This is a genomic window from endosymbiont of Lamellibrachia barhami, from assembly GCF_011947365.2.
GTDB lineage: Bacteria > Pseudomonadota > Gammaproteobacteria > Chromatiales > Chromatiaceae > QGON01.
This window is the reverse complement of the sequence record NZ_JAAVSH020000001.1, coordinates 549,989-563,323: the sequence shown is the minus strand read 5'-3', so window position 1 is coordinate 563,323 and position 13,335 is coordinate 549,989. Positions and strand designations below refer to the sequence as shown.

Annotated in this window: 9 protein-coding genes; all 9 read right to left on the bottom strand. The window is 50.6% G+C overall.

Features of this window, described 5'->3' with window-relative positions:
* Positions 1-41: 41 nt before the first annotated feature.
* The 9 genes from G9Q73_RS02370 to G9Q73_RS02330 all read right to left on the bottom strand — a co-directional run bounded on the left by G9Q73_RS02370 (position 42) and on the right by G9Q73_RS02330 (position 13,332).
* Positions 42-446, bottom strand: coding sequence for a DUF1924 domain-containing protein (locus G9Q73_RS02370; RefSeq protein ID WP_177418325.1), 405 nt, complete (start codon positions 444-446; stop codon positions 42-44).
* The gene (locus tag G9Q73_RS02365; protein ID WP_177418324.1) at positions 443-1,072 is read right to left on the bottom strand and encodes a cytochrome b/b6 domain-containing protein; all 630 of its coding nucleotides are present in this window, start codon (positions 1,070-1,072) and stop codon (positions 443-445) included. Before G9Q73_RS02365 ends, G9Q73_RS02370 begins: the two co-directional genes overlap by 4 nt.
* A 234-nt stretch (positions 1,073-1,306) precedes the next feature.
* The gene (locus tag G9Q73_RS02360; RefSeq protein ID WP_177418323.1) at positions 1,307-1,975 is read right to left on the bottom strand and encodes a DUF2202 domain-containing protein; all 669 of its coding nucleotides are present in this window, start codon (positions 1,973-1,975) and stop codon (positions 1,307-1,309) included.
* Between the two features lie 234 nt (positions 1,976-2,209).
* Positions 2,210-3,064 carry an HDOD domain-containing protein gene (locus tag G9Q73_RS02355; RefSeq protein ID WP_177418322.1) on the bottom strand — a complete coding sequence of 285 codons (855 nt, stop codon included), beginning with the start codon at positions 3,062-3,064 and terminating at the stop codon, positions 2,210-2,212.
* Positions 3,065-3,364: 300 nt separating this feature from the next.
* Positions 3,365-6,529, bottom strand: coding sequence for a hybrid sensor histidine kinase/response regulator (locus G9Q73_RS02350; RefSeq protein ID WP_177418321.1), 3,165 nt, complete (start codon positions 6,527-6,529; stop codon positions 3,365-3,367).
* A gap of 15 nt (positions 6,530-6,544) precedes the next feature.
* The gene (locus G9Q73_RS02345; protein ID WP_177418320.1) at positions 6,545-7,906 is read right to left on the bottom strand and encodes a multiheme c-type cytochrome; all 1,362 of its coding nucleotides are present in this window, start codon (positions 7,904-7,906) and stop codon (positions 6,545-6,547) included.
* Between the two features lie 190 nt (positions 7,907-8,096).
* Positions 8,097-11,534: a PAS domain S-box protein gene (locus G9Q73_RS02340; RefSeq protein ID WP_177418319.1), complete on the bottom strand. Its 3,438-nt coding sequence runs from the start codon at positions 11,532-11,534 to the stop codon at positions 8,097-8,099.
* 11 nt (positions 11,535-11,545) lie between these two features.
* Positions 11,546-12,871, bottom strand: a complete 1,326-nt coding sequence (locus G9Q73_RS02335; RefSeq protein ID WP_177418318.1) for a hypothetical protein — start codon at positions 12,869-12,871, stop codon at positions 11,546-11,548.
* Entirely contained in the window at positions 12,868-13,332 is a 465-nt protein-coding gene (locus tag G9Q73_RS02330) for a phosphate ABC transporter substrate-binding protein (protein ID WP_177418317.1), read from the bottom strand. Before G9Q73_RS02330 ends, G9Q73_RS02335 begins: the two co-directional genes overlap by 4 nt.
* Positions 13,333-13,335 lie beyond the last annotated feature (3 nt).

The window sequence follows — 13,335 nt, the reverse complement described above, 5'->3', positions numbered from 1 at the left end:
GGGTGCAACCTGCGCGCCAGAATAGGCTCAATCTCCGGGTACTATTGGCTCAATAAATAGACGAGCAGGTCGCCCTTCTCTTGCGATGAGCATTCACGACCCAGCGTCCACTTGCAGTTTCTTATAAACCACTTTTCCACTTTGCGCTGATCGGTAAACCGTTTTGGATTGACTGACGGCGCCAGCGGCTCGATCACCTTGCCGGTGCGAATATGTTTACCCGGCAGTTTCAGATTTTTGCCATGACAATCCACACAGGAGCGTTGCTGGCCACTTTTCTGGTGTTGCAAAATCTTATTCCACAACGCCTCACCCACCTCACGATTGAAATCCTTAGCGCCTTGAGACTGGTAAAGCGCCTTCAACGTCTCCACCGAATCAGCCTTTACGACGGGCGTCATCAAGAGGGTTAGTGAAGTGATCACTGCAATCGAAAAATGCTTCATCTCTCCAGCCTCCCACCGTGCAGTCCTGCATCATCGGTTTTCCACGCTTCGACGTTGTCATCGTCCGCCCGTTTCCAGCCGGTCACCATCGCACGCACCAGGTTTTCATTGTGAATAAGAGAGCCAACCATTACCCCCGCCACATGCACCACCACCAACAGCAGGGTGAAATTGGCAAAGAACTCGTGGACCTCCTCCAGCATCTTCCAACCAAACTGACCCACCCCTGAAAACCAGGCGGCCATAGGTCCCGCACCTTCGACACCATAGGCGCCCAAACCGGTTATTACGGTTATCATCAGGCTCAACAAAAGGGCGATGATCATTGCGCCGCCTGCAGGGTTGTGTCCGATATGACGCTTTGCCTTCAGTACGGACATATCCTTGAGATAGGTCTTGACCTCTGCGGCTGGCCTGACGAAGTCGCTAAAACGAGCAAAGCGCGGACCGATGAATCCCCAGACCAAACGAAACAGCAGCAACACACCAATCAGATACCCGGCCCAGGAATGGACCATCATCCAATCGTCTTCAGTTGCATAAGCGATCACGAATGCCGCCACCAGGCTCCAGTGAAACAACCGTATCAGCGGGTCCCAAACTTTTATCTTTTTCTGTTCATTCATCTCCAAACCTCAACTATTTTCATCTTGTAGGGTGATCCTAGAGCAGCAAAATGAAATCAAGCTGAATCTGAGCAACAAAATTCAGGCAAAAAAACACGGGCACTGGGCCCGTGTTATTCAGTAACTTCACATAGACTGGGTTAGTTCATTCTTCCACCGTCGCCATAGCCATAATCCTGTCCGGATCCCGGTCCATCGCCCAGGCGGCTAGGCTTCAACTGAATCTGTTACCCATTACCGGCCGCGGCGACCTTTGCGGAAGTTACCTCCCCGTTCCATGGGAGAGTCGAGGATCATATCCACGTCACTCTGCTCCATCATTTGGGATTCATAGGCCACACCCAGGCCCTCTATCTGCCGTACGAATGCCCGCAGGTGGTTGCGGGAACCCCGCATGAGATTTTCATAGACCTGGATCAGATCCGCGTGGGTCGATTCGGCAATGGCCCTCTGCAGATCGAGAATATCGATCTCCTCAATCTTGGCTCCAACAATGAGGGCGGCAATGAGTGACTCAGACCCTTCGGCGCTCAAAGCTGTATAGAGCGCAGCGAGCTCGGGATTGACAAATGCCCCCACAGAATCGTCTATTACAGGATCGAGTAACGCATATCGGTTCAACAGAACTGCCAGACTATCCATATGCCGCTGTTCCGACGTTGAAATATTGTAAAAGACCGGTTGCGACCACTGCCTCGAGAGCGTCCGATAGACATCCCTGGCGAGCTTCTCCTCCTCCCGCATAAACAATAGATCGGCTGTTTCCGCATCGCTCAGTTGTTCAACCACTTGAATCTGGGCATCACTTCCAACCTGAGACTGCGTCTTCCAGCCTGCCTGAATGGGTCCTGAAACGAGCAAGGAAACAATTGCGGCGGCAAGTATGGACTGTTTGGTATTCATGAGCGGCTCCTGCAAGTGGGCCTTCTGGTCAGGAGGCCCTGAATGTTAAATCAGAATCAGTTTATGCTTATAAGCTGAATTAAAACTGAACGGGAGTCGCTAATGAGCCTAAACAATGCGTACTGCATCACATAAAAAACAGTTCATTGAAAAAGGGGATTAGTTGCACGGGAAATGAGGTGAACACAGGGTGCGCTGTGCGCACCATGATTGCTTAAGTTTGAAAAAACCAGTTTACCGGATTGAATTGAGTCCATCGCATTCACTCATAATTTCATCCAGCGCCTCCTGGTCGATCATCAGCTCCTTCATGGAGTTATCCCGACAGATCTTGCTCTCCTCGGATTGTTCTGTCTCCAGCCCCAAATACCGGGTAAATGTGATATAGGATGCGAGTTTAAGGGCACTGCATAATCCCTCTTGTTCCGTCGTCAGGCCGATTCCATCTGTTACGGTATGATGAAAATAGATGGCAGAACATACATTTCCCGGCAACTTCCAGTGTTTGGCGAGTAAAAAACTGATCGCAGGATGAGATGCTCCAAACCGTTCCCTCTCCAGATTCGGCAGAGAGAGTGCTTGCAACCGGTTTTCTTCGTAGAACGATTTGTACTCAGGAAACCGCTGCATCAGGAATATGCTGCCCACCTCGTGGAAAAGCCCTGCCATATAGGCTTCTGCGGGATTTATGGTTTCAAAGTGGCCAGCGATCACTCCGGCATTGGTTCCAATCGAGTGAGAGACTTCGGAGAGATATTCAAACTCTGGCAGACTTGATTCCAGGGCATTGTGCAGCGCCACACGGATAATCGTGTCCTTCAGTTGTTTCAGGCCCATGAGTCGGATCGCATGCTCAATCGACATGATTTCGGCCCTGAGGTTGAATGCAGATGAGTTGATTGTCTTCAGTATATTGGATGCCAATCCAATATCTTTGCGGATCAATTCAGCCACTTTATTGTCGTCCGGCCATAAACGGCTCAGTTCGTCGCTGATCTCCAGCAGCAGGCTGGGTGGTGTGGGTATTGAAAGTCCTTTTATGATTATGCGAGCTTTGCGTAGCTCTTCAGTGTCGATAATGGGGGGCATGTGTATAACTTCTCCACATTTTCATGTTTTCAATACAATGTCGTGGTATACGAAGGATTGGCGGCACTCTGACGTACGCTCAATATCATTGTCGGCCCACTGACCGATATCTTTAGACTCTTCGACGTTTTGATTTGAGACCACCCAGAAGCTATGCCTGTATGTCCTGGAATACAGAGATCAGGAACCGAGAAGGACAGCAATGGGATGGGGATTAGGATTAGAATTCTGCCAAAACTTTGGATAAAGCAGACGAGCGTTCAGGCCCTAAGACTGTATCAGATGATATTCAATGATCACTCAGGAATTGTTGAGGAGATCATTCAGCCCGGCAATGAGAGGATCAAGTTCAGCAGTTACCTTCTTCAATCTCTCAGAGATCTCATCTTCTGAATTATGTTCATGACAAGCCATTTCCAGCGCCAGAGCTGCATCACCAAGGGTGGTTGCGCCAATATTTGCAGCGGAACCTTTTAAGCTATGAGCTGCACGCATGGCCCCATTCGGATCATCACTCTGCTGTTCCATGAGGAAATCATTGTGGAAGTTATGCTGGCTATCACGAAACAGGGTCAATAGTTTTATATAGAACTCAGGTCTGTTTCTTGCAATTTCCAAACCTTTGTCTGTATCAATGCCTGTCAGTTTGTGGAAGGGGTAGTTTGTTTCAGGCTCTTTTTTGGCAGAAGCAACTTTCACTTTTGTTGGTTTATTGGGAGATATCAATTTTGCCAGAACAGTGAATAACTCATTCACATTCAGCGGCTTGCCTATGTGTGCATCCATCCCCACCGCCTTAGCCTTGATTCTGTCACTCTCCATGATGTTGGCAGTCATGGCAATGATGGGAAGTTCTTTGAATTTATCCTGTTCACGTATAATTCGAGTAGCAGTATAGCCATCCATAACTGGCATCTGTATGTCCATCAAGACACCATCGAAATGCTCCTTCTGTAAAATTTCAACAGCCTCTTTACCATTCCAAACAGAGGTGATTATAAAACCCCTGTCACTGAGCAACTCTTTTATTAACTCTTGATTGATCTCATTGTCCTCTACCAGTAAAACCCTGGCACCGGAAAAGTCACCGATCAGTTTGTCCTTTGCATCCAGGTATATTTCCTTTAATTGTTCAGGGTCACCGGCTTCCAGTTGCACTGTAAAGTGAAAATCTGAACCTTTGTCTGGTTTACTCACCACCCAGATCTTACCTCCCATCAATTCAGTCAACTTTTTACTGATAGTCAATCCAAGCCCTGTACCTCCGTATCGGCGACTGGTTGAACTGTCTGCCTGGCTAAAAGATTGAAACAATTTTTTCTGCTGTTCTGTTGAAATACCGATACCGGTGTCACTGACACAAAAATGCAGTGTAAGTTGCCTGTCCTCATGGTTCTCCAGTTTGACATTAATGGATATACGTCCCTGTTGAGTAAATTTAACAGCGTTGTTACCCAAATTAATCAAAACTTGCCCAAGACGTAACGGATCACCAATGAGTTCATCCGGGACATCATCTGCGACTTCTATGATTAACTCCAGATTCTGTTCAGCTTCCTCTATCCCGATAAGATTTGAAACATTTCCCAGTACAGATTGTAATTGAAAATTGACTTTTTCTATTTCCAGCTTCCCGGCTTCTATCTTGGAAATATTGAGAATATCGTTGATGATGCCAAGCAGCAATTCGGCTGAGTAGTGTACCTTTTCAATAAAGTTATGCTGCTTTGGATTAAGATCAGTTCCCAATGCCAGTTTTGACATTCCAATGATCGCATTCATCGGAGTGCGAATTTCATGACTCATATTGGCAAGGAAGTCGCTTCTAGCCTGTGCAGATGCTTCGGCGGCCTCTTTCGCTTCTGCCATCGCCTGTTCGGCCTGTTTTCGCTCAGTGGTGTCGCGTGTGATGCCAACAAACATTTTCTTGTCACCCACCAGCAGTTCGCTGACCGACAGCTCCATTGGGAAGGTATCACCGTTCTTACGCAGACCTGTTACCTCGACTCTGTTGCTTATAACCTTTGATTCCCTTCCTGGGAGATAACTGGCCAGGTAGCTGTCATGTTCTGAGCGCATAGATTCGGGCATCAGCATATTGATGTTGTTGCCGGTAACCTCAGATGCACCATAACCAAATATAGTCTCCGCAGAGGGGCTGAAAGTCTCTACAATACCTTTTCCATCGATCACAATGATGCCGTCAGCGGCACTGTCGATAATGGCTCGTGTACGTTCTTCACTCTGTTGTAGTTCACTGGTTCGCTGTTCCACCCGCTGTTCCAGCTGTGCGTGGGCATTTTGCAGTGAACGATTGGCCTTCTCAGCTCTCTCTTTAGCCTCTTGCAACTCGCGCGTGCGTTCTTCCACGCGATTTTCCAGTTCCCGGTTTTTCTTTTTAATATCGTTGATCAAGTCATTAAAGTGGTACGCCAATGCGCCCACCTCATCTTTGGTTTTTATCTTTAGCGGTTCTTTATTTTTCTGTTCTGGAGTCTCATTGGTAAACAGAAACAGTCGATGCAGAGGTTCTAGTAGTTGTTGAGAAAATCGCCAGCCAAAAAGGGCAATAAGAAAAAACAGTAGTGCAAACAGCAGCTCGAAATCGCGTAAAAGTCCATCCTTGATCTCATCCAACTGTTGTGCAGGAATGGTAAACAGGATTGAACCCTCCTGAATCGGGTCCATCAAATTCAGTCTGCGCGCATAGGTGAAATAAGAAACATCATTAAACAACAATTTACCGATAGAATCAGGACGCTGGAGCATGGACTGATAATCGGTCCACTGCATGGGAATGGTCTTTAAGCGTCGGTCTTCACGATTAAAGGTTGAGGCCATGATAGCCCTACGCCTGACCATGGTCAGACCCACACCCGCATCTTTACTAAGATTTTTTATAAGTGGGTCATTGATCGCATAACCAATCAGAATAACAGCCTTGAGATGACCTTTATCGATATCCGATAATAATCGACCCGAGGAATAGATGATAAAGTTATCCAGCTCCTGCAGGATGGAGGTACTGGCTTCCCCATCAAGAATCGCCTCACGCACTATGAGATGAGACATGCGGGATTTACCAATCTGTTGCGGATCTTCCGAGTGGTAGATCACCCGCCCGCGAGGATCCAGTAATACGGCGATATCGGCACTGGTTTCTTTTTCCAGCGCATCCATCTCAGTTGTGATAGAGACAGAGTCCTGCGCATCGACAGCAGCATGCAGGCCTGGGTGCAATAAAAAGTGATTGGCGCCATTCAGACCCATTTGACCAATTTGAGTAAATGAATTTTCAGCCATGTTGCCGGCAGTCTGGAACTGACGGATTAACAACTCACGAAAGTCCTGCTCTGCAACATAGCGGGCGCCGAAAAGACCTATCAGTAAACCGAAGAAGAGTACTGTTGAGAACAGCGCGACAATACGAAATTCGAGTCGTCGGTAAAATGGGACGTTTATCATGTGTTCATGGGTTGTTTATTTTTCTTTGCCATAAAAATCATCATAGGCATTAATTGCCCAGTCCAGGGTTCTGTCTGAATGACATCCTGCATTCTGGCAGGAGTTGGGCATCTTGTTTCCTTTTGATGATTTGGGTTTGACGACTTTAAAAGCGTGGCTGCGCAAACTGAAGAAACCACCGGTTTTTACGATACGGGGCATATGACAACTGGGGCAGCCAACCTGTTCAGAAGGACAGGGAAAATGGCGTTCTTCATTTTGTGCCATTTGCATTACATGACAACTTCCACACACTGTTGCTCCATCTCCGAAGCCGGGCTGTTTTTTGTCATGACCATGCGGCTCATGACAGGAAACACAGGTAATACCAAAGCGGGCACTGTTCAGATCAGGTTTATCACCCTCACTGGCATGACGATAATCAGTGGAGTGGCATTGCAAGCACTCTTTGGTTAGTGGGCCACGTTTACTCTCTTGACCCTGGTGGCTTTCCAGTAGTTTAGTCAGGGCTTTGGAATGTTTGGATTTATTCCAATCGCTGAATTCCTGATGACGATTTTTAGAGAGTCCGTTGCCCCACCAGTTTTTTCCCTTTATATCGTTGTCAGGGGTAGATGGATCAAAAGTGGTTTTGCTCAGGTCATCACCGGGTTTAAATCCTGTAGGGAAATTGAACTGAGTTCCCTTGATAACATCTCCGCTCGCAGTCGTGCCGCGGTTATGGCATTGACCGCAGACTGAAGGAGATACAGAGCGAATGATATCTCCAGCCTCCTCGCTCTCATTTTCAGAACTCTCACCCTCATGACAGATATTGCAGGGTTTTGTATGCTCAGTGGTTTCATGCTGGACATGGCGGCTTCCGGGGCCATGGCAGGCCTCGCAACCAATGCCGAATTCTGCAAACTCAAGGGTGTTCGGGTCAAAACCCGTAGTGTGACAGCCATTGCATTTATATGACATAGGTGTCTCATGCCAGTCATTGACTTTATAAGGAACCCAGCGATTCTGCATGACATACCACTTGGCTGGAAACGGGTAATATTCACCGTCAATCATACGGGCGTAAACCTGCTCCCATTTGCTGCCGAGTACAAACTCAATATCCTCTTTTTTAAAGGTGACAGCAGGGTCTCCGCTGTCAAAGTCACCTAAAATTTTGGCATCAGGAGAACTGACTGGAAGAAACATGTAGGGGTGAAGCGTATTTTCACGCCATGAATTGTATTCATTACTGTGGCACTCCTGACATTTTTCAGAAGTGACATAACGCATCTCTTCTGAAACATCGTAGTGCATATAAGCAAAGGCAGAAATTAAAACCAACAGCACCAGTAGCACTATTTGGAGAACTGTTTTTTTGTTACCTTGAAACATAATTAAAGTATAGTAATTCGATTTCTCAATGTGCAGCAGACTTATCCCTGCCGCACCCTACATGTACCTGAAACTGGAGCATTCAAACCGATCCGTTTCCATATTTCCCTTTTTGCGAGCGGACGTCTGCACCGATAGAACTGCCGCCGAAGCTGTTGGCAGGGTATCTGGCCAGCTGGGGCTTCTCCTATCACTCATCCAACATCGCCAGACCATCCATGATTTCTTTCAAACCGGCATTAAATGCAGCCATTTGAGCCGCCGCCGTCTTCTCCGGGTCATTCGCATTGCAAGCCGCTTCTATGGCCGCAGCCTGCTCAGAGAGCCGTTTGGCGCCAACATTGCCGCAAGTACCCTTGAGCCGGTGAGCCAGCAGCCTGGCCTCTTCAATATCCCCCTGCTCCAGCAACGACGCCATCTTGTCCGCGCTGGCACTGTGCTGCTGTCGAAACATCAGGAGTACCTTTTTATAGGAGGACCATCTGCCGCGCAATCTCTGCAAGCCGTCGACCAAGTCGATGCCAGGCAGGGAATCTGGCGGTGTTTCCGCCGCAGACTTGGTTACCGGTTTAGGCCCAGCCTCTTGTGCAGGTGTTGAAGGCGCCTCCGATACCATAGCTGGTCTCGGCTGCTTCAACTGTCGCAGTATCGCGGCAATCAGTTCATCGGCATCGAAGGGTTTGGTCACATGCTCCACCATGCCGGTGGCAAGACAGTGCTGCCGCTCCTCTCCCAGCGCGTGGGCGGTAAGCCCGATCACCGGTAGCGCAGAGGTGAGCTTATGGATACGTCGAGTCGCCTCGTAACCGTCCATCACAGGCATTTGCACGTCCATCAACACGATATCAAACGCGGTGACTCCCAGCTCCTTCAAGCGTTCCAACGCCTGATAGCCGTTTTCGGCGAAAACCACATGGGCACCTTCGTGTTCAAGCGTATCCTTGAGGATGAGCCTGTTCATCTCCACATCTTCCGCCGCCAGCACATGAACACCCTTGAGACGGGAACCTGTTATCCCCGGATTCTGGATCTCACGCTCAGTATCGGGAGCCGTCTCCTCCAATGGAAGGCAGAGGGTGAAGGTACTGCCCCTGTTCGGCTCACTTTTTACGCTGATATGCCCGTCCATCAGGTTAGCCAGATTATTGCTGATGGCGAGTCCCAGACCAGTGCCGCCAAAACGTCGCGTGGTGGATGTGTCGCCCTGATCGAAAGGTGTAAACAGGCGCGAGATCTGCTCACTGTTCATGCCGATACCTGTGTCAATCACACTGAAACCGGTCAGTTCACCCTGGCAGGCAACCTGCAACTGCACCCTGCCCTCCTTGGTGAATTTGAGCGCATTGCTCAACAGGTTCAGCAGTATCTGGCGCAATCGCAGTGAATCGCCCGCCACCCAGGCTGGAAGCGCAGGGTCAAGATGGAGGGAGAATGCCAACCCCTTCTCTCCGGCTTGGCTCGCCACCAGACTGACAGCATCCTTCACGGTTGCGACCAGCTTGAAGGGTTGGTTCTCCACTTTGACCTTGCCGGACTCCAGTTTGGAGAGATCGAGGATGTCGTTGAGGATGCCCAGCAGGTGCTGCCCGGAGTTGAGGATATGATGGAATCTATCCCTGTTCTCTGACTCCTTACTATCGCGCTGCCCCATTCTGGCCAACCCCAGTACGGCATTCAGTGGCGTGCGGATCTCGTGACTCATGTTGGCGAGAAACTCCGATTTCGCCCCTGCAGCCGCTTCAGCCCTCTCTTTCGCATCAGTCATCGCCTGTTCGGCAGCCTTGTGCTCGGTGATGTCCTGCACGGCGCCGTGGGCGGTTATGGCCTGACCTTGAGCATCAAAGACCATTTCGGCACGTTCTCGCACCCACTTGGCTTTGCCTTCCACGAGAATGCGATGCTCGATGTCGTAGGGGGCGCCTTTCAAAGCATCACGCCACGCGGCCATGGTGCGATCACTATCATCCGGATGAACAAAACCGACAAAGTCCGCCAGGCTCACCTGTGCGCCGACGGGAACCCCGAAGATGTGATAGGTCTCGCTGGACCAGGTCAGTTGACTACTGGCCATATCCACATGCCAGCTGCCCACATGGGCAATTGCCTCGGCGCGTGCCAGACTGTCTGAGCGTTCGGCCACCAGCTCTTCCAGATGCAGACGGTGGTTCTCCAACTCCTGTTCCGTTCGCTTACGCTCTGTGATGTCTTCCGAGATTCCGAGTAAGAATTTGGCTTCGCCATTTTTACCTCGAATGACAGTCTTGCGGGTGTGCAGAATCCGTGTTCCTTTGGGTGTTTCAATAGGCTCTTCGGATATATCCAACTGCTTTCCCGATTCCAACACCTCCCGGTCCTTTTCGGTGAAGAAATCGGCTTGTTCCTGCGGAAAAAAATCATAGTCATTCTTGCCGATAAGATCCTTGCGAGGCATCCCAAGCAGTGTTTCACCTGCCTGATTGAAACGGACAAACCGAAGTTCTTTCGCATCCTTGACAAAAAGCATGTTGGGAATGTTTTCAATGATTGTGTCGAGTTCCCGCTCACGATCCTGAAGCGAGTGCTCAATTTTATTGCGCTCGGTAACGTCAATCAGCGTGCTTTGCATGCCAGTAACCTCACCGTCTGAATCAATCACTGGCCTGGAGTTGTTTAGTACAGTAATGATGCGCCCATCTTTACGCACCAGTCTGTGCTCGAAATTGACAATCCTTCCCCCGGCAAGGAGGTGTTCCTGGGCGGGCTGAACAGCACCAGAATCTGCGTCAACTTCTGGAATACTCATGTTAAGCAGTTCGTTTCTGGAGTACCCCAATAATTCAATGCCTGCCTCGTTTGTGTCGATGAAGTTTTTGTCCCTGTCGAAAACATATATTGCAGCTACTGATTCGGTAAATATCCCACGATATTTACTCTCATTCTCCTGTAACGCCGCAGTGCGTTCGGCCACGGCATCCGCCATGCTGTTGAAATCGCGCGCGAGCTGGGCCAGCTCTTTCGGGCCGGACTCGGGCGCTCTCTCCGAGTAGTTTCCTACTGCAAGGGCCTGACTGGCCAGCATCAACCGCCTAAGCCGGGTATTGATACGCCTCTCGAAGAAAATCAGCAGGATCAGGGCAATCCCCAGCCCTCCCGCCTGCAACAGCAACTGTTCCCTCTGAATCTTGGCATGCGTTTCTCTGATTGACGAGATATCCAAACCAAAATGCAGTACACCGATCCTATTCCCACTCAACAGGATGGGCTGAACCGCATGCACAACGGGCGCGTCGGGCAGCGGCCCGGATTGGTCCCAGACGGGGGGCATGGGGTCAGGCGTATCACGCGTCTGCAGCAGGACGCTGTTATTCTCGTCCAGCAGGGCAAGATAGACGATTCCCTCTCCATCGCCCGTAACCAGCTCTTTCAGATAAGCGCGCAGGGTCTTCATGCCCTCGGGTGTGGTATGCGGGACCACAACCAGGTTCAGCAATTTAGAGGTCTTCCACAGCTCATCACGCAGATGTTCCACGGCCTCCGACTCCATTGCGCGCCGCATGCTGACAGTCTCCACCATGACCAGGACCAATAGCACCAGGACGATACCGGCTATCATCTGGAAGCGCAGAGAAGTTGAGCGGTGATGGAACAAGGTTTATTACCTCAGAAGATGAAATCCAGACTCAGGGTAAACAGCCAGTCGCTATCAGGATTGGCATAATCGTAGTCCGGTGCGTGGTTGTAATAGAGGCCCCAGCTGTTTTTATCCGGCTGAATCCAGTCGGCCTGGAACTTGAGTGTGGTCTGTTCGGTGATTTCCCGTGACAGTCCCAGCGCCAGGCTGCTTGTATCATAGCGGCTGGAGGCCAATACCGCGTCTACCTGTGGCTGCAGGAATCCGGCGCGACTGTCGCTGTCCGGGCCACGGGTCCAGCGCCGGGCGAGGGTTGAATAGGGCATCCAGGGGCCGAACCGTCTGCCCAGGGTGACATAAGCGCCATACTGATCGCGGAAGAAGCCTTCGATGGAGCGGAAACCGAATTCAGCCATGACCAGCCAGTCGTTCTGCTCATGACTCATACCGAGACCAAACAGATGTGTTGCGGCCTGATCGATAGCCAGATCATCGGCCAGTTGCGCACCGTCCGGCAATACCAGAGCGCTCAGCGCACCGAAAAGCGCCTCGACATCAGCGCTTGCAAAGCTTGTTTTACTGTAGCCATAGCCGAGTTTGAGCTGCGTATTGCGATCCTGCAGCATCAGGTTCAGGAAAGCGCCATCCGCCTCGATAGGAAAAGTTTCCCTGCTGTTGGATGCCGCCACATCAAAGGCGATTCGGGTGATACCCCCGTGCCACTCTGTCTGCCAGCGGCCGAAACTGCCCTCGTTTATGATCTCCAACCCATCCTGGGAAAAGGCCGGCAGCAGGCCATAGACCTCCAGCGGAGGTCGCACCCAAGGCATTGCGTAGCGCACCTGGCGGTTTTCGGCATGCAGAAAGGCGCTGGCAGGCATGCGTCCGAGTCGCAGAGTCAAAGCGTCGGTGGGTCGCCAACGCAACTGGGCCAAAGTAACATCTGGCTTGAAGTTGCGCTCTACGTTGCGGTCGGCAACGATTTGCAGAGCGAAATCAACCGATTCGCTCAAACCCAGATCGAGTTGTACGCCCAACGTGGAATCGATTCCGGCATCACAATGTCTGGTCCGGCCTGGTCCCTCAGGCTGATCATTGATGACGTAGTCGGCCGTATCGCTGCTGAAACAGGAGAGACTTGCCGTACCGAAACCTCCAACATAGGTTTCAATCGCAAAACCGGAGCGACTCAAAGTCAACAGGATTGCTGCGAGTAATAACTTGCTCCATGTAAAGCTGAGTTGAGCAGCTCGTCTGCTCAAACGAAACTTATGCCCTTGCGGTGTAAAGCTGAGTTGAGCAACTTCTCTGCTCAAACGAAACTTATGCCCAGCGGGTGCAAATTGTCGGTTCATTCCTGCTCTCCCTGTTCCGTGGACAGCAATGCCCTACTGTGAGCAGGCAGCTGGTCGATTGCAACATAGGTAACGGCGCCCGGTTTATCGTTGAGCACCTGTGTTACGTCCGTTTTCGATATACGAGCGGGAGGGCGGCCACGACCGGTGAATACCTGCTTGGCCCAGTGAGCACGCACACTGGCAGCCGACAAGCCGGTGACTTCACGATAAAAGCGCTCACGCAGCGGCTGTTCACTCCGATCAAAGGGGATCAGCCGGGAGTTGGTCGATCCCAGGCCCAAAAAGAGGTTGGCCGCCTCCTCCCGGGTCAGGGTGGTGACTTGCGAATCCTGCTGCACCACAACCAGAAGCCCCTCGGCTGCAGCAACGGAAACAAACAGGGAGAGAACCAGCACGCCGGTTAAGGCGATCCCGACAAGTCGCGAGCAGAGAGATAAAGGCAGATGGATTCCGCTCATTTT

Coding starts and splice junctions, on each gene's coding strand:
- G9Q73_RS02370 (WP_177418325.1), bottom strand. CDS start 446: ATGAAGCATTTTTCGATTGCAGTGATCACTTCACTAACCCTCTTGATG.
- G9Q73_RS02365 (WP_177418324.1), bottom strand. CDS start 1,072: ATGAATGAACAGAAAAAGATAAAAGTTTGGGACCCGCTGATACGGTTG.
- G9Q73_RS02360 (WP_177418323.1), bottom strand. CDS start 1,975: ATGAATACCAAACAGTCCATACTTGCCGCCGCAATTGTTTCCTTGCTC.
- G9Q73_RS02355 (WP_177418322.1), bottom strand. CDS start 3,064: ATGCCCCCCATTATCGACACTGAAGAGCTACGCAAAGCTCGCATAATC.
- G9Q73_RS02350 (WP_177418321.1), bottom strand. CDS start 6,529: ATGATAAACGTCCCATTTTACCGACGACTCGAATTTCGTATTGTCGCG.
- G9Q73_RS02345 (WP_177418320.1), bottom strand. CDS start 7,906: ATGTTTCAAGGTAACAAAAAAACAGTTCTCCAAATAGTGCTACTGGTG.
- G9Q73_RS02335 (WP_177418318.1), bottom strand. CDS start 12,871: ATGAACCGACAATTTGCACCCGCTGGGCATAAGTTTCGTTTGAGCAGA.
- G9Q73_RS02330 (WP_177418317.1), bottom strand. CDS start 13,332: ATGAGCGGAATCCATCTGCCTTTATCTCTCTGCTCGCGACTTGTCGGG.